General features: G+C 70.7%; 15 protein-coding genes. 4 read left to right on the forward strand and 11 right to left on the reverse strand.

Annotated elements, in window-relative coordinates:
- Position 1 precedes the first annotated feature (1 nt).
- From OOK07_RS36540 to OOK07_RS36550, 3 genes are all read right to left on the reverse strand, one after another.
- Positions 2–1,231 (reverse strand): serine hydrolase domain-containing protein, encoded by a 1,230-nt coding sequence (locus tag OOK07_RS36540; protein ID WP_266800766.1) that lies wholly within the window; start codon positions 1,229–1,231, stop codon positions 2–4.
- A 65-nt stretch (positions 1,232–1,296) separates the two neighbouring features.
- A complete protein-coding gene (locus OOK07_RS36545) occupies positions 1,297–2,670 on the reverse strand; it encodes an MFS transporter (RefSeq protein WP_266800767.1) in 1,374 nt (457 codons plus the stop codon).
- On the reverse strand, positions 2,667–3,239 hold the full coding sequence (locus OOK07_RS36550) for a TetR/AcrR family transcriptional regulator (protein ID WP_266800768.1): 573 nt from the start codon (positions 3,237–3,239) through the stop codon (positions 2,667–2,669). Before OOK07_RS36550 ends, OOK07_RS36545 begins: the two co-directional genes overlap by 4 nt.
- An 89-nt stretch (positions 3,240–3,328) precedes the next feature.
- On the opposite strand from OOK07_RS36550, the gene OOK07_RS36555 reads away from it, so the two are divergent.
- Both OOK07_RS36555 and OOK07_RS36560 read left to right on the forward strand, forming a co-directional pair.
- Positions 3,329–3,766 carry a TIGR03618 family F420-dependent PPOX class oxidoreductase gene (locus tag OOK07_RS36555; protein ID WP_266800769.1) on the forward strand — a complete coding sequence of 146 codons (438 nt, stop codon included), beginning with the start codon at positions 3,329–3,331 and terminating at the stop codon, positions 3,764–3,766.
- A gap of 225 nt (positions 3,767–3,991) precedes the next feature.
- Complete coding sequence (locus OOK07_RS36560) at positions 3,992–4,336, forward strand: VOC family protein (protein WP_266686412.1); 345 nt, start codon at positions 3,992–3,994, stop codon at positions 4,334–4,336.
- A 114-nt stretch (positions 4,337–4,450) separates the two neighbouring features.
- Here OOK07_RS36560 and OOK07_RS36565 read toward each other — a convergent pair whose 3' ends face one another.
- Both OOK07_RS36565 and OOK07_RS36570 read right to left on the reverse strand, forming a co-directional pair.
- The gene (locus tag OOK07_RS36565; RefSeq protein ID WP_266800770.1) at positions 4,451–5,809 is read right to left on the reverse strand and encodes an MFS transporter; all 1,359 of its coding nucleotides are present in this window, start codon (positions 5,807–5,809) and stop codon (positions 4,451–4,453) included.
- Between the two features lie 233 nt (positions 5,810–6,042).
- A complete protein-coding gene (locus OOK07_RS36570; protein WP_266800771.1) occupies positions 6,043–6,708 on the reverse strand; it encodes a TetR/AcrR family transcriptional regulator in 666 nt (221 codons plus the stop codon).
- Positions 6,709–6,851: 143 nt separating this feature from the next.
- Here OOK07_RS36570 and OOK07_RS36575 point away from each other — a divergent pair, with 143 nt between their 5' ends.
- Together OOK07_RS36575 and OOK07_RS36580 are read left to right on the forward strand one after the other, a co-directional pair.
- Entirely contained in the window at positions 6,852–7,739 is an 888-nt protein-coding gene (locus OOK07_RS36575; protein ID WP_266800772.1) for a shikimate dehydrogenase, read from the forward strand.
- Positions 7,740–7,873: 134 nt separating this feature from the next.
- Positions 7,874–9,724, forward strand: coding sequence for a bifunctional sugar phosphate isomerase/epimerase/4-hydroxyphenylpyruvate dioxygenase family protein (locus tag OOK07_RS36580; RefSeq protein ID WP_266800773.1), 1,851 nt, complete (start codon positions 7,874–7,876; stop codon positions 9,722–9,724).
- Between the two features lie 118 nt (positions 9,725–9,842).
- Here the strand turns inward: OOK07_RS36580 and OOK07_RS36585 are convergent, their stop codons facing one another.
- The 6 genes from OOK07_RS36585 to tal are packed head-to-tail and all read right to left on the reverse strand — an operon-like array spanning position 9,843 to position 16,623.
- Positions 9,843–10,430 (reverse strand): histidine phosphatase family protein, encoded by a 588-nt coding sequence (locus tag OOK07_RS36585; protein ID WP_266686417.1) that lies wholly within the window; start codon positions 10,428–10,430, stop codon positions 9,843–9,845.
- Positions 10,431–10,437: 7 nt separating this feature from the next.
- Positions 10,438–11,313 (reverse strand): phosphogluconate dehydrogenase (NAD(+)-dependent, decarboxylating), encoded by an 876-nt coding sequence (gene gnd, locus OOK07_RS36590; protein ID WP_266800774.1) that lies wholly within the window; start codon positions 11,311–11,313, stop codon positions 10,438–10,440.
- Position 11,314: 1 nt separating this feature from the next.
- A complete protein-coding gene (gene pgi / locus OOK07_RS36595) occupies positions 11,315–12,979 on the reverse strand; it encodes a glucose-6-phosphate isomerase (RefSeq protein ID WP_266800775.1) in 1,665 nt (554 codons plus the stop codon).
- Entirely contained in the window at positions 12,972–13,907 is a 936-nt protein-coding gene (gene opcA, locus OOK07_RS36600) for a glucose-6-phosphate dehydrogenase assembly protein OpcA (RefSeq protein ID WP_266800776.1), read from the reverse strand. The genes pgi and opcA overlap by 8 nt, the downstream gene beginning before the upstream one ends.
- Entirely contained in the window at positions 13,904–15,457 is a 1,554-nt protein-coding gene (zwf, locus tag OOK07_RS36605) for a glucose-6-phosphate dehydrogenase (protein ID WP_266800777.1), read from the reverse strand. Before zwf ends, opcA begins: the two co-directional genes overlap by 4 nt.
- Positions 15,454–16,623, reverse strand: coding sequence for a transaldolase (tal, locus tag OOK07_RS36610; protein WP_266800778.1), 1,170 nt, complete (start codon positions 16,621–16,623; stop codon positions 15,454–15,456). The genes zwf and tal overlap by 4 nt, the downstream gene beginning before the upstream one ends.
- Between the last annotated feature and the right edge of the window lie 7 nt (positions 16,624–16,630).

Raw genomic sequence — 16,630 nt, forward strand, 5'->3', positions numbered from 1 at the left:
CTCAGTCCGTGACCGCCTCGTGGACCAGCCTTCTGAGGTCCGGGAAGAGCCTGAGTGACGACTTCGGCCGGACCTGAGTCATGAACTGCACGGTCAGATCACGGCTCGGGTCCACCCAGAACGTCGTCGTCGCCACCCCGCTCCAGCCGTACGTGCCCAGGCCCGACGGCGCCTGGGTGCGCTCGGGATCGATGACGACGGAGACGCCGAGGCCGAAGCCGACGCCGTCGTTGCCCGGCTCGTCGTGGGCCGGGCGGCTGCCGAAGGCGCGCAGGTCGGCGCCGCCGGGAAGATGGTTGCGGGTCATCAGCTCGACCGTCTCGGAGGCCAGCAGACGGACCCCGTCGAGTTCGCCGCGGCGGCGCAGCAGCTCCATGAAGCGGTGCACGTCGTACGCGGAGGCCACCATGCCACCGCTGCCGGACAGGAAGCGGGGCCGTCCGCGCAGCGGCAGCCCGGCGATCGGCTCGATGCCGCCGCCGGCTGTCTCGCCGTACAACTCACTGAGCCGGGGCGCCTGTTCGTCGGAAACGCAGAAGCCCGCGTCGGTCATGCCGAGCGGGCCGAAGACGCGCTCGGCGAAGAACGCGTCGAGCGGCTGCCCGGACACGACCTCGATCACTCTGCCGAGCACGTTGGTGGCGACCGAGTAGTTCCACTGTGTGCCCGGCTCGAACTGCAGCGGCAGGCGCGCGTACGCCTCGACGGTCCCGGCCAGGTCCGAGCCCGGCAGCACCGCCGAGTCGAGGCCGGCCGCGCGGTAGAGGGCGTCGACCGGGTGGGTGCGGTAGAAGGCGAAGGTCAGGCCGGCCGTGTGGGTCAGCAGGTGTCGGATCAGCAGGGGCCGGCCGGCCGGGCGGGTCCGGACGTCGGTGCCCGAGCCGCTCTCGTACACCTGCGGGTCGGCGAAGGCCGGGAGATGGCGGGCGACCGGGTCGTCCAGCGACAGGCGGCCCTCCTCCACGAGTATCAGCGCGGCGACCGTGGTGACCGGTTTGGTCATGGAGTAGATCCGCCACAGGGTGTCGGCCTCGACGGGCAGATCCGCCGCGACGTCGCGGCGGCCGTGGGTGGTGAGGTGGGCGACGCGTCCGCCACGGGCCACCGCCAGCAGAAAGCCGGGCAGGCGTCCTTCGTCGACGTAGTGGGCGACGTGCTGGTCGAGGCGGTCCAGCGCCTTCGCGTCCAGCCCGGCCTCGCCCGGGTCGGCCTCTTGTCGCAGCTGTGCCATCGCTCTCCTCCGAATGCGCTCGTCGAGGTGCGGTCCGGCAGTACCCCGCCCGATCGGCCTCGGACTCATGGTCGCGCAGGAACGCGGGCACGGTCCCCCTCTTGGCCATGATTGATCATCGGGGCCGAACGTTTCGGCAGGGCGCGGCCCGCCATCGCCCCCGCCACGGCCACCACCGCGAGGACGCACAGCGGCAGCCCGTGCCGCTGCCCCGGCCCCATGAGCGTCGTCGCGGCGGCCACGCCCAGTACCGGTCCGACGTTCATCGCGGTCTGCTGCAACCCGCCCGCCACCCCGGCCGACCCGACCGCGGCCAGCCGTACGACGACATGGGTGGCCGCCACCATCACCGTGCCGAACCCCGCCCCCAGCAGCGCGAACGCGGCGCACAGCAGGACCGGGCCCGAGGCCCCGCCCAGCAGCAGGATCCCGGCGCCCAGGACGGTCATCGCGGCCATGGCCGTACGGCGGGCCCCGGCCCGGCGCAGCAGCACCACGCTCCCCGGCGCGGCGACGATCATCGTCGCGGCGAGCGGCAGGCTGAGCAGAGCCATGTGCAGGGGGCCGAATCCGAGGGAGTCCTGCAGCAGGAAGGTGGCGACGAACAGCGTGCCGTTCAGGGCCGCCGACGCGGCGACCAGCATGCCGAGAGCCGAGCCGACGGCCGCCGAGCCGATGACGTCCGGCGGCACCAGCGGGATCGCGGTGCGACGCTCGTGCCGTACGAAGGCGAGGCCCGCGACCAGGGCCGTCGCCAGGCCCGCCGTGCTCGTCGCCGTCCAGCCGCTGTCCGGCAGTCCGACGAGGGTCTGGACGAGGCAGGCCAGGGTCACCGCGAGCAGCAGTGCGCCGGGCAGGTCCAGGCGGGCGGGCGAGGGCTCGGGAAGCGGGGTGCGCACGGTGAGCGCCGAAACGCCGAAGACCAGCGCCGGTACGACGTTGAGGAAGAAGACGGCCCGCCAGCCCGGCCCGGCCACCAGCGCCCCGCCCAGCACGGGCCCCGCAGCGGCCGCCACCCCGATCGCACTCGTGCGGACGGCGATCGGCATCCGCAGCCGCTCCGGCCGGAACGCAGCCCGCAGCATTCCCAGCGTGGCCGGCTGCAGCAGCGCCCCGAACACGCCCTGGACGACCCGTAGTCCGATCACCCAGCCGATGCCAGGGGCGAGCCCGATGGCCGCCGAGGTCACCGCGAAGCCCAGCATCCCGGCACCGAACACGCGGTGGTGCCCGTACCGGTCGCCGAGCCGTCCGGAGAACACGAGCAGCCCCGCCACGGCGATGAGATAGCCGGTGCTGGTCCACTGGACCTGCGCGAAGGACGCGCCCAGGTCCCGTTGCAGGGTGGGCTGAGCGACGGTGAGGACCGTGCCGTCCAGGGCGACCACCATGGCCCCGACCACGCTGCTCGCCAGCGTCAGGGCGCGGTGGAGGCTCATGAGTCCTGCCCGAGGTGCGCGTCGAGGGCCGACCACAGCAGGGGTACGAAGTCGTCGGCTTCCGTGGCGAGTTGAAGGCTGCCCCAGCCCCACAGCTGGGCGATGCCGTGCAGGTTCGCCCACAGCGAGCCCGCGACGAGCCGGGCGTCCACGTCGGGACGGGCCCGCCGCACCAGCTCCACCAGGCGCCCGAACAACGGCAGACTGGTGTCCCGCAGTCCCAAGTGGCCGCTTTGCAGTAGATCATGACGGAACATCAGCTCGTACATGCCGCGGTTGCCCAGAGCGAAATCGAGGTATACGCGCCCCAGGGCCGCCAGTTGCTCGCGCGGCGGCGCCGGGCCGTCGCCGGCGGCCGCCGCCCGGCGGGCCAGCTCTGCGAAACCGCGGCGCGCGATGGCGGACAGCAGCTCCAGGTGAGTGGGGAAGTAGCGGCGGGGAGCCCCGTGCGAGACGCCCGCGCGGCGCGCGATCTCCCGCAGCGTCAGTGCCTGCGCGCCCTCCTGGGCCAACAGCTCCACCCCGACGCCCACCAGCCGGTCCCGCAGTCCCGTCTCGGATCCATCCATGGTCACTTTCTCCATAGACGCTGTCTACCAGCCTCTCGTAGACAGTGTCTACGGGAATGCCGGGATCCGCCCGACGGGTTGACCCGGGTATGACTCAGGACACACTGCTCAGGCTGCTCTCGGACGACCGCAGCGGGGTGCTGGTCACCCTCAAGCGCGACGGCCGGCCCCAGCTGTCGAACGTCAGTCATCACTACTATCCCGACGAGCACATCGTCCGGATCTCGGTCACCGACGACCGCGCGAAGACCCGCAACCTGCTGCGTGACCCGCGGGCGTCGTACCACGTGTCCACGCCCGACCGCCTTGCCTACACGGTTGTCGAGGGCACCGCCGACCTCTCGCCCGTCGCGAAGGACCCGCACGACGACACGGTCGAGGAGCTGATCCGCCTCTACCGCGACGTCATGGGCGAGCACCCGGACTGGGACGACTACCGTGCGGCGATGGTCCGCGACCGACGCCTGGTGGTGCGGCTGAGGGTGGAGCGGGCGTACGGAATTCCCAAGGGTGCCAACAGGGGCTGAGCGCACCACTCCGTCCGCGCACCCCGGCCGCCCCTGAATCCGGCCGGAGCGCGCGGAGGCTCCCATGATTACCGCATCGCGCGCGGTGCCTCAACGGCGCCTTTTACCCCGAGCCGCACGGAGGCCGGTATGACGCGGAGCGGGACGGCGTACGCCCGAGCGGGCCTGGTTCGACGTGTCGCACGGGTGCTTGCCGTCTCCTCCCCGCGCGCATAGCCTCCGCGCGTGATCAATGGGGCCCACGTGGTGATCCATACCCGCGACGCCGAGGCGGACCGCGCCTTCTTCCGGGACGTCCTCGGCTGGGCGCACGTCGACGCCGGACACGGCTGGCTGATCTTCAGGGCGCCGCCCGCGGAGGTCGCCTTCCACCCGGCGGAGGGCGAGCCGTCGCACGAGCTGATGCTGATGTGCGACGACATCGACGCGACGACCGCCGAACTCACCGAAAAGGGGGTGGAGTTGACGCGTCCGCTGGAGGAGGCCCGCTGGGGCCGGGTGACAGGCTTCCGGCTGCCGGGTGGGGGTGAGGTCGGCTTGTACGAGCCGCGTCACCCGCGAGCGACGTAGGGCGACAGAGCGCCGCGTACGCCCCCGCGACACCGCGACACCGCGACCCCCGGGCTCCGGAGCCTGCGTGGCGTCCGGGGCCCGGGGGTGTCCGGGGGTGATCGTGCGGAGCGGTCAGGCCGTGACCGTCTCCGGCTGTGACGTTCCCTGGGGCGTGCGCTCACCCAGGTGACCCGTCGGGATCTTGTGAGTCTCGCGGGCCGAGAGGGCGGCGATCAACGGCGGGACGCACAGGGCCGCCGTGAACAGGGCCACCGATGACCAGTCGCTGCCGTCGGGACCCGCGATCTGGGCGGCGAACGTGACCGCGAAGCCCGCCACGGCGAAGCCGATCTGGGTGCCGACGGCCAGGCCGGACAGGCGGACGCGGGTGGAGAACATCTCGCCGTAGAAGGACGGCCAGACGCCGTTCGCGGCGCTGTAGACCACGCCGAAGGCGACTATGCCCAGGATCAGGGTGAGGGCGTAGTTGCCCGTCGAGATCGCCCAGAGGTAGAGGAACATGGTGATCGCGCTGCCGGCCGCGCCGATCAGGAACACGGGGCGGCGGCCGATGCGGTCCGACAGGGTGGCCCACAGGGGGATCGCGCCGAGTGCCACGAGGTTGGCGAGCGCGCCCACCCAGAGCATGGAGGAGCGGGACATGCCGACCGAGTCGCTGGTGGCGTAGGCGAGGGCCCACACCGTGAAGATCGTGGAGACCGAGGCGATGAGTGCGCCTCCGATCACCCGCAGCACGTCCGCCCAGTGCTCGCGCAGCAGCACGACCAGTGGCAGCTTCACGACCCCTTCGGTGGCCGCCTGCTTCGCAAAGGCCGGCGTCTCCTCCAGCCTGCGACGGATGCCGTAGCCGACGACGGCGACGGCGACGCTCGCCCAGAACGGCACTCGCCAGCCCCACGACAGCAACTGGTCGTCGGGGAGCGCGGCGACCGGGATGAAGACCAGCGTGGCGATGAGCTGGCCGCCCTGAGTGCCACTGAGGGTGAAGCTGGTGAAGAAGCCGCGTCGGTCCGGTGGCGCGTGTTCCAGCGTCATGGAGCTGGCGCTGGCCTGCTCGCCGGCGGCCGAGATGCCCTGCAGGACGCGGCAGGCGACCAGCAGGACCGGGGCGAGGGTGCCGACTTGGGCGCGCGTGGGCAGACAGCCGATGAGGAACGTCGACAGGCCCATCAGGATCAGCGTGAAGACCATGATCTTCTTGCGGCCCACCCGGTCGCCGAAGTGCCCGAGGAAGAGCGCGCCGAAGGGCCGGGCCGCATACGCGACGCCGAACGTGGCCAGCGACAGCAGGGTCGCGGTGGCCGGATCGGACTCGTCGAAGAAGACCTTGGGGAAGATCAGCGCGGCCGCGCTGCCGTAGATGAAGAAGTCGTAGTACTCCAGGGCGCTGCCGATCCAGGCGGCTGCTGCCGCCTTTTTCGGTTGCCCGACGGCTTCGGCAGGGTCGCGGGGTGCGACGGCATGCGTCACGGCGTGCTCCTTCGGGGGGACTCCAACGTAGGCGGAGTGAGCGGAGAGGGGAAGCAGAGGAGGCAGAAGGGGAAGCAGGGGAAGCAGAAGAGGAAGCAGGGGAAGCAGGGAGAGGCAGGGGGCCGATGAAGGGGCCGGATCTCGGCTTAATTAACCCACTGGGTAGTTAGTCCCGGTGGGTAGGGATGTTGCGCCGACGTTTCCCGAGTGTCAAGAGGTGGTGCCGTACGGCCTCAGCCGACCGCCCGCTCCGCCGTCAGGTAGGCGATCACCATGTCGCCGAGCATGGCGCGGTAGTGCTCGCGCTGGGCCGGGTCCACCAGGTCGCGGCCGAACAGGGCGCCGAAGGTGTGCCGGTTGGCGACCCGGAAGAAACAGAACGAGCTGATCATCGCGTGCAGGTCGACCGCGTCGACATCGGCCGTGAACAGGCCGGACTCCTGCCCGGAGGCCAGGATGCGGCGGATCACGTCGAGTGCGGGGGAACCGATCTTGCCGAGCTTCTCCGAGGCGGCGATGTGCTCGGCCCCGTGGATGTTCTCGATGCTGACCAGACGGATGAAGTCGGGGTGCTGCTCGTGGTGGTCGAAGGTCACCTCCGCGAGGCGCCGGATCGCGGCGACCGGGTCGAGGTCCTCGACGTCCAGCTCCTGCTCGGCCTCGCGGATCACGCCGTACGCCCGCTCCAGGACGGCCGTGAACAGCTGCTCCTTGCCGCCGAAGTAGTAGTAGATCATCCGCTTGGTGGTGCGGGTGCGGGCGGCGATCTCGTCGACCCGGGCGCCGTCGTAGCCCGCCCGTGCGAACTCCTGCGTGGCCACGTCGAGGATCTCGGCCTGGGTGCGGGCGGCGTCGCGGATCCGCCCGTTCGGTCGTGCCGGTTCGTCGACGCTGGTCATCGGGTTCCTTCGGGAGTGCGGCCGGTGCCGCAGATTCTAGAAGGCGGGCCGGGTGTCGCCTCCAGGGTCTTCCCCGGGAAGCCGACCGGCTGATATAGCTAACGTACTAGTTCGTACATTAGCGCTCAGTTCGGGAGGGCCACGTGGCCAAGGACTCGTATCTCGTCGGACTGATCGGCGCCGGCATCGGCCCGTCGCTCAGCCCGGCGCTGCACGAGCGGGAGGCGGACCGGCAGGGCCTGCGCTACGTGTACCGGCTCATCGACATCGACACCCTCGGTGTGCCTCCCGAGGCGGTGGGGGACCTGGTGCGGGCCGCCCGCGACCTGGGTTTCGACGGGCTGAACATCACGCACCCGTGCAAGCAGCTGGTCATCGAGCACCTGGACGCACTCGCCCCGCGGGCCGAGGCGCTCGGCGCGGTCAACACCGTCGTCTTCGAGGACGGCCGTGCGATCGGCCACAACACGGACGTCACCGGTTTCGCCGCCTCCTTCGCGCGCAGCCTGCCGGACGCTTCGCTGGAGCGGGTGGTGCAGCTGGGCGCCGGCGGCGCGGGCGCGGCGGTCGCTCACGCGACGCTCACTTTGGGTGCGGAGCGGGTCACCGTGGTCGACGCGCTCGCCGATCGGGCCGCGGATCTTGCCGCTGCGCTGAACCGGCACTTCGGCGCCGGCCGGGCGGCCGCGGCCGCGCCGGATCAGCTCGCCCAGCTGCTCGGCTCGGCCGACGGCGTCGTGCATGCCACTCCGACCGGAATGGCTGCCCATCCGGGGCTGCCGTTCCCCGCCGAGCTCCTGCACCCTGGGCTGTGGGTTGCCGAGGTCGTCTACCGCCCGTTGGAGACGGAGTTGTTGCGTACCGCGCGGGCGGTTGGCTGCGCCGTTTCGGACGGCGGTGGGATGGCTGTTTTCCAGGCCGCTGACGCGTTCCGGCTGTTCACCGGGCGTGAGCCCGACAGCGCGCGGATGCTGGTGGACATCGCGGAGCTGGCCGGCGCCGCGCAGAGCTCGGTCGGCAAGGCGGTCTGAGTCGGCAAGGCGGTCCGAGGCCGCGGGCGCCGGACGTGGTTGCTCGCGCCCACGCGGCGGTCGCCGCCCACCCGCTACAGCCCCGCACCCCTGAAGAGGCGCCGTGACACCCGGCAGTTCGAAGGAGCAGGACCATGCATACGTCCATCGCCACCGTCTCCCTCAGTGGCTCCCTCACCGAGAAGCTCACCGCCGCCTCGCGGGCCGGGTTCGACGGCGTCGAGATCTTCGAGAACGACCTGCTCGCGAGTCCGCTCACCCCCGAGGAGATCCGCGTCCGTTGTGCCGACCTCGGGCTCACCATCGACCTCTATCAGCCGATGCGGGACATCGAGGCCGTGCCCGAGGACGAGTTCGGGCGCAATCTGTGCCGGGCCCGGCACAAGTTCGAGCTGATGCGCCGGCTCGGCGCAGACACGGTTCTCGTCTGCTCCAGCGTCTCGCCGCTCGCCGTCGGCGATGACGCCCTCGCCGCCGAGCAGCTGAGTCAACTCGCCGATCTGGCACAGGACTTCGGCATCCGAGTGGCCTACGAGGCGCTCGCCTGGGGCCGGCACGTCAGTACGTACGACCATGCCTGGCACATCGTCGAGGCGGCGGACCACGCCGCCCTCGGCACCTGCCTCGACAGCTTCCACATCCTCTCGCGCGGTTCCGATCCCAAGGGCATCGAGGACATCCCCGGAGAGAAGATCTTCTTCCTCCAGCTCGCGGACGCCCCGCTGCTCGCGATGGACGTGCTGCAGTGGAGCCGCCACCACCGTTGCTTCCCGGGACAGGGCGGCTTCGATGTCGCCGGGCTCGCGCGGCACGTGCTGCGCACGGGATACGACGGTCCGCTCTCCCTGGAGGTGTTCAACGACGTCTTCCGCCAGGCCGAGGCCGGTCCGACGGCCGTGGACGCGCACCGCTCCCTCCTGGTCCTGCAGGAGACGGTGAGTATGGCCGGCCTGCCCGCCCCGGTCGTTCCCACGGGCCTTGCCTTCGCCGAGCTGGTCACCGCCGACGCCGAGCCGGTCACGGACGTACTGGGCGCCCTGGGCTTCGCCCGCACCGCCCGCCACCGCAGCAAGCCGGTCGACCTGTGGCAGCAGGGCGACGCCCGCATCCTCATCAACACCGGTCCGGCCGCCCAGGCCCACTCCCGGCTTCGTTCGGGCGGGGGGACCCCCGTCGACGGCACCGGGCTCGCCGCGATCGGTCTGGAGTCCCCGGACCCGGCCGGCGCCGCCCGCCGAGCGGAGGCACTGCTGGCGCCGGTGCTGCCGCGCCGCCGCGCACCCGAGGACGCCGCGCTCGACGCCGTGGCGGCTCCCGACGGCACGGAACTCTTCTTCTGCGCCACCGGCCGCCCCGAACTCCCCAGCTGGCGTGCGGACTTCGAGAACACCGAGAACGCCGAGGTCACCGCGGACACCACGACGGACGCCGGCGTGACCCGAATCGACCACCTCGCCCTCGTCCAGCCCTGGCACCACTTCGATGAGGCGACCCTCTTCCATCGCAGCGTTCTGGGCCTGTCCGCCCAGGCGAGTGTGGATGTCGCCGATCCGTACGGCCTGCTGCGCAGCCGTGCGGTGGCCGACGCCGACGGTGACGTCCGCATCGTCCTGTCCGTCGGCGCGGGGCCCGCCGACGACACGGTCCACGCCCAGCACATCGCCTTCGCCACGCACGACGTGCCGGCCGCGGCGCGTCGCTTCCGGGAGGCGGGCGGGCTGCTGCTGACGATGCCGGCGAACTACTACGACGACCTGGCCGCCCGGTTCGCGTTCGCCGAGGGCGAGTTGGAGACGTATCGCGAGCTGGGCATCCTCTACGACCGTGACGCGTACGGCGAGTTCCGGCACTGCTACACCCGGACCGTCGGCCGTGTCTTCTTCGAACTCGTCCAGCGCGACGGGGGCTATCGGGGGTACGGCGCGGCGAACGCTCCCGTCCGCCTCGCCGCCCAGCACACCGCGCGTCGCCTCACTGGCGGCTGACGGTTCTGGTCACGCCGGTGACGACCGTCGTGGCGAGGATCCAGCCGGTGATGATCAGCGCGTAGGCGAGGTACTGGTACCAGAGCGTTCACGACGATCTGCAGCCGGGCCGCAGGAGTTACGCGCGGGTGTTCCACTCGGCGACGACCGGCCGGCCGTGTTCCGTCGACAGACGGCTGACCGTGCCCGTCGCCAACTGGAAGAGCCGTCCGTCCGCGGCCGGCAGGCCCAGCCGACGGGCTGTCAGCACCCGTAGGAAATGTCCGTGGGCCACCAGGATCACATCGCCGTCCAGGAGCGCCGCGGCCACCCCGGACAGCACACGGTCGGCGCGCTGCCCGATCTGCTCCGGCGACTCACCCGGCTGCCCCGCCGGACCGGGCGGCACCCCGTCGGTCCACAGGTCCCAGTCGGGCCGGGTGCGGTGGATCTCGGCACTGGTGACGCCCTCGTAGGCGCCGTAGTCCCATTCGTGCAGGTCGGAGTCGACGACGGCGCCGGTGACGCCCGCGAGTTCGGCGGTGCGTATCGCGCGGTGGAGCGGGCTGGTCAGTGCGAGTGCGAAGGTCCGCGGGGAGAGGAGGGGAGCGAGGGACTTGGCCTGCTCCTCACCGTGCTGGGTGAGGGGCAGGTCGGTCCAGCTGGTGTGCTGTCCCGACACGCTCCACTCCGTCTCGCCGTGGCGGACCAGGAGAAGGTCCCCCACCGCGGGCCTACTTCGACTCGACGGCGTGCCCGCCGAACTGGTTGCGCAGGGCCGCGACCATCTTCATCTGCGGGGAGTCGTCCTGGCGGGACGCGAACCGCGCGAAGAGGGAGGCCGTGATCGCCGGAAGCGGCACGGAGTTGTCGATGGCCGCCTCGACAGTCCAGCGGCCCTCGCCGGAGTCCTGCGCGAAGCCCTTCAGCTTGTCGAGGTGCTCGTCGTCGTCGAGGGCGTTGACCGCGAGATCCAGCAGCCAGGAACGGATGACCGTGCCGTCCTGCCAGGAACGGAACACCTCACGGACGTTGTCCACCGAGTCGACCTTCTCCAGCAGCTCCCAGCCCTCGGCGTAGGCCTGCATCATGGCGTACTCGATGCCGTTGTGGACCATCTTGGAGAAGTGGCCGGCGCCGACCTTGCCCGCGTGGACATAGCCGTAGGGGCCCTCCGGCTTGAGCGCCTCGAAGATCGGCTGCAGCCGCTCGACATGTGCCTTTTCACCGCCGACCATCAGCGCGTAGCCGTTCTGCAGGCCCCACACACCACCGGAGACACCCGCGTCGACGAAGCCGATGTCCTTGGCGCCCAGTTCCGCGGCGTGCTTCTCGTCGTCCGTCCAGCGGGAGTTGCCGCCGTCGACGACCGTGTCACCGGCGGAGAGGAGGCCGCCGAGTTCGTCGACGACGGACTGGGTGGCGGGGCCGGCCGGGACCATCACCCAGATCACGCGCGGAGCTTCGAGCTGCTCGACCATTTCGGCGAGGCTCTTGACATCGGTGACCTCGGGATTGCGGTCGTAGCCGATGACGGTGTGACCTGCGCGGCGGATCCGCTCGCGCATGTTGCCGCCCATCTTGCCCAGACCGATGAGACCGAGCTGCATGTCAGTTGCCTTCCTTGAGTTCGCGGTACGCGGCCACGAGAGCGGTGGTGGAGGGATCGAGACCGGGGACGTCCGCGCCTTCGGTGAGTGCGGGCTCGACGCGCTTGGCCAGGACCTTGCCGAGCTCGACGCCCCACTGGTCGAAGGAGTCGATGTTCCAGACGGCGCCCTGGACGAACACCTTGTGCTCGTACAGGGCGATGAGCTGGCCCAGCACCGACGGGGTCAGCTCGCGCGCCAGGATCGTGGTCGTGGGGTGGTTGCCCCGGAACGTGCGGTGCGCCACCTGCGCCTCGGCAACCCCCTCCGCGCGCACCTCGTCCGCGGTCTTGCCGAAGGCCAGCGCCTGGCCCTGCGCGAACAGGTTGGCCATCAACAGGTCATGCTGTGCGGCCAGTTCGCCGCTCAGCTCGCCGGCCGGACGGGCGAAGCCGATCAGGTCGGCGGGGATGAGCCGGGTGCCCTGGTGGATCAACTGGTAGTAGGCGTGCTGGCCGTTGGTGCCGGGCGTGCCCCACACCACCGGGCCGGTCTCCCATCCGACCACATGGCCGTCACGGTCCACCGACTTGCCGTTGGACTCCATGTCCAGCTGCTGCAGATACGCGGTGAACTTGGACAGGTAGTGGCTGTACGGCAGCACCGCATGCGACTGGGCGTCGAAGAAGTTGCCGTACCAGATGCCCAACAGGCCCAGAATCAGCGGGGCGTTGGCCTCTGCTGGCGCGTTCAGGAAGTGCTCGTCGACGATGCGGAAGCCGTCGAGCAGCTCGCGGAAGCGGTCCGGGCCGATGGCGATCATCAGCGACAGGCCGATCGCCGAGTCGAAGGAGTAGCGGCCGCCGACCCAGTCCCAGAACTCGAACATGTTGTCCGGGTCGATGCCGAACCCGGTGACCTTGCCGGCGTTCGTCGACAGCGCGACGAAGTGCCGGGCGACCGCCTTGTCGTCGCCGCCGAGGCCGGCCAGCAGCCAGGTGCGGGCCGACGTCGCGTTGGTGATGGTCTCGATCGTGGTGAACGTCTTGGACGCCACGATGAACAGCGTCTCCGCCGGGTCCAGGTCCCGCACCGCCTCATGCAGGTCGGCGCCGTCCACGTTCGAGACGAAGCGGAACGTCAACTCCCGCGCCGTGAAGGTGCGCAGCGCCTCGTACGCCATCGCCGGACCGAGGTCGGAGCCGCCGATGCCGATGTTGACGACGTTGCGGATGCGCTTGCCGGTGTGACCGGTCCACTCGCCCGAACGGACCCGCTCGGCGAATGCGCTCATCTTGTCGAGGACCGCGTGGACCTCGGGCACGACGTTCTCGCCGTCGACCTCGATCACCGCGTCCCGGGGCGCCCGCAGTGCGGTGTGCAGCACTGCACGGTCCTCGGTGACGTTGATCTTCTCGCCGCGGAACATGGCGTCGCGCAGACCGGACACATCGGTGGCGACGGCCAGTTCCCGCAGCAGGGCGAGGGTCTCGTCGTTGACCAGGTGCTTGGAGTAGTCGATGCGCAGGTCACCGACGCGCACGACGTACCGCTCCGCACGCCCGGGGTCCTGCGCGAACAGCTCACGCAGCCGCGGGCGCTGCAGCGCGTCCGCGCGGTGGTCCTCCAGCGCCGTCCACTCGGGCCGGCGGCTGAGCCTGGGGGAGTCGGACGAAGAGTCAGACATGTGAGGGGGTCTCCTTGGTGGCCTCGCCGCGCAGGGCGACGGCGTACATCTCGTCCGCGTCGAGGCGCCGCAGCTCCTCGGCGATGAGTTCGGAGGTGGTGCGGACCTTGAGCGCGAGGGTGCGCGAGGGCTGGTCCGGCAGGGTCAGCGTGGCGAGCGGGCCCTCGGGGCGGTCGATGACGATCTCGCCCTGCTCGGTGCCGAGACGGACGGCCGTCACGACCGGACCGGCGGTGACGACACGGTCGATCTTCACGTTCAGCCGCGCCTCCAGCCAGCGCGCCAGCAGCTCCGCCGCCGGGTTGTCGGCCTCCGCCTCCACGGCCCCCGAGATGATCCTGCTGCGGGCCTGGTCCAGGGCCGCAGCCAGCATCGAACGCCACGGGGTCAGCCGGGTCCAGGCGAGGTCGGTGTCACCGGGCGCGTAGGAACGGGCCCGCTGCTCCAGCGCCTCCATCGGGTTCTCCACCGCGTACAGGTCGGTGATCCTGCGCTGGGCGAGGGCGCCCAGCGGGTCCTTGGCGGGCACCTTCGGCGCGTCCACCGGCCACCACACCACGACCGGCGCGTCCGGCAGCAGCAGCGGCAGCACGACGGAGTCGGCGTGGTCGGACACCTCGCCGTAGGTGCGCAGGATCACCGTCTCGCCGGTGCCGGCGTCGGCGCCCACCCGGACCTCGGCGTCCAGCTTGGAGGCCATGCGGTCGCGCGGGGTGCGGGCGTGCCGCTTGATGACCACCAGGGTGCGCGAGGGGTGCTCGTGCGAGGCCTCCTCGGCCGCCTTGGTCGCGTCGTAGGCGTTCTCCTCGTCCGTGACGATGACCATCGTCAGGACCATGCCCACGGCGGGGGTGCCGATGGCGCGGCGGCCCTGCACCAGCGCCTTGTTGATCTTGCTTGCCGTGGTGTCGGTCAGGTCGATCTTCATGGCCTGCGCCAGCTCCGTCCGTCTCGTGCGAGCATCTCGTCGGCTTCCTCGGGTCCCCAGCTTCCCGAGGGGTACTGCGCGGGCTTGCCGTGCCGCGCCCAGTACTTCTCGATCGGGTCGAGGATCTTCCAGGACTCTTCCACTTCCTGGTGACGGGGGAACAGGTTGGCGTCGCCGAGCAGCACGTCCAGGATGAGCCGCTCGTACGCCTCCGGGGAGGACTCGGTGAACGACTCGCCGTAGGCGAAGTCCATCGACACGTCCCGGATCTCCATGGAGGTGCCCGGCACCTTGGAGCCGAACCGCACCGTCATGCCCTCGTCGGGCTGGACGCGGATGACGATCGCGTTCTGGCCGAGCTCCTCGGTGGCGGTGGAGTCGAAGGGGGAGTGCGGGGCCCGCTTGAAGACGACCGCGATCTCCGTGACCCGGCGGCCCAGGCGCTTGCCGGTACGCAGGTAGAAGGGGATGCCCGCCCAGCGGCGGTTGTCCACCTCCAGCTTGACGGCCGCGTAGGTGTCGGTCTTCGACTGCGGGTCGATGCCGTCTTCCTGGAGGTAGCCGGCCACCTTCTCGCCGCCCTGCCAGCCCTCGGCGTACTGCGCGAGAACAGTGTGCTCGCCCAGCTTCTCCGGCACCCGCACCGACTTGAGGACCTTGAGCTTCTCGGTGAGCAGCGACTCGGCGTCGAAGGCGATGGGCTCCTCCATCGCGGTGAGCGCCATCAGCTGCAGGAGGTGGTTCTGGATGACGTCACGGGCGGCGCCGATGCCGTCGTAGTAGCCGGCCCGGCCGCCGATGCCGATGTCCTCGGCCATGGTGATCTGGATGTGGTCGACGTACGACCGGTTCCAGATGGGTTCGTACATCTGGTTGGCGAAGCGGAGCGCCAGGATGTTCTGGACGGTCTCCTTGCCCAGGTAGTGGTCGATGCGGAACACCTGGTCCGGGTCGAACACGTCGTGCAGGAGCGCGTTCAGGTCCCGGGCGCTCGCCAGGTCGTGCCCGAACGGCTTCTCGATCACCGCACGCCGCCAGGAGCCCTCCTGCGCGCGTGCCAGACCGTGCTTCTTCAGCTGCTGGACGACCTTGGGGAAGAACTTCGGCGGTACGGAGAGGTAGAAGGCGAAGTTGCCTCCGGTGCCGCGGGAGGCGTCCAGCTCGTCGACGGCCGACTTCAGCTGCTTGAACGCCGTGTCGTCGTCGAAGTCGCCCGGAATGAAGCGCATGCCCTCGGCCAGCTGCTGCCAGACCTCCTCGCGGAACTCGGTGCGCGCGTGCTCGCGGACCGCGTCGTGCACGACCTGTGCGAAGTCCTGGTCCTCCCAGTCCCGGCGGGCGAACCCGACGAGGGAGAAGCCAGGCGGCAGCAGGCCGCGGTTGGCGAGGTCGTAGACGGCCGGCATCAGCTTCTTGCGGGACAGGTCGCCGGTGACGCCGAAGATGACGAGACCGGACGGGCCCGCGATACGCGGCAGCCGGCGGTCGCGCTCGTCGCGCAACGGGTTGGTCCAGTCGAGTCCCGCCCCCGTCACTGCTTCCTCGGTCATGCTGCGTCAACTCCCTTGCTGTCCAGGGACTTCGCCACGGCGTTCAGCAGGTCCTGCCAGGCCACCTCGAACTTGGCTACGCCCTCGTCCTCCAACTGCTTCACGACCTGGGCGTAGGAGATCCCGAGCGCTTCCACGGCCGCCAGGTCGGCGCGGGCCTGCGCGTAGCCGCCGGTCACCGTGTCGCCCGTGATGTCGCCGTGGTCGGCGGTGGCGTCGAGGGTGGCCTCCGGCATGGTGTTGACGGTGCCGGGGGCGACCAGCTCGTCGACGTACAGGGTGTCCTTGTACGCCGGGTCCTTCACGCCGGTCGAGGCCCACAGCGGGCGCTGCCTGTTGGCCTTGGCGCCGGCGAGGGCCGCCCAGCGCCCGCCTCCGCGTGTCGAATTGTCGGCAGAGCCGAACACATCCTCGTAGGCCTCGTACGCCAGCCGCGCGTTGGCGAGCGCCGCCCTGCCCTTGAGCGCGAGCGCCTCGGCCGTGCCCAGCACGGTCAGCCGCTTGTCGATCTCGGAGTCGACTCGGGAGACGAAGAAGGAGGCCACGGAGTGGATGGCGGAGAGGTCCAGGCCCTTCGCGGCGGCCTTCTCCAGGCCCGCCAGGTAGGCGTCCATGACCTCGCGGTAGCGCTCCAGGGAGAAGATCAGCGTGACGTTGACGCTGATGCCGAGGCCGATGACCTCGGTGATCGCCGGGAGGCCCGCCCTGGTCGCGGGGATCTTGATCATGACGTTGGGGCGGTCGACGAGCCAGGCGAGCTGCTTGGCCTCGGCGATCGTGGCCGCCGTGTGGTGGGCGAGACGCGGGTCGACCTCGATGGAGACCCGGCCGTCGCGGCCGCCGGTGGCGTCGTGCACGGGCCGCAGTATGTCGGCGGCGGCGCGCACGTCCGCCGTGGTCATCATGCGTACGGCCTCGTCGACCGTGACGCCGCGCACGGCGAGGTCGGCGAGCTGCTCCTCGTAGCCCGCGCCGGAGCCGATGGCGGCCTGGAAGATGGACGGGTTGGTGGTCACGCCCACCACGTGCTTGTTCTCGACCAGTTCGGCGAGGTTGCCGGATTCGATCCGGCTGCGCGACAGGTCGTCCAGCCAGATGGAGACGCCTTCGTCGCTGAGGCGCCCCAGGGCTCCCGCGGTCGCGGCTGCTTCGGTCACAGTGCTCATCTTCTTT

This window comes from Streptomyces sp. NBC_00078 (genome assembly GCF_026343335.1).
Taxonomy (GTDB): Bacteria; Actinomycetota; Actinomycetes; order Streptomycetales; family Streptomycetaceae; genus Streptomyces.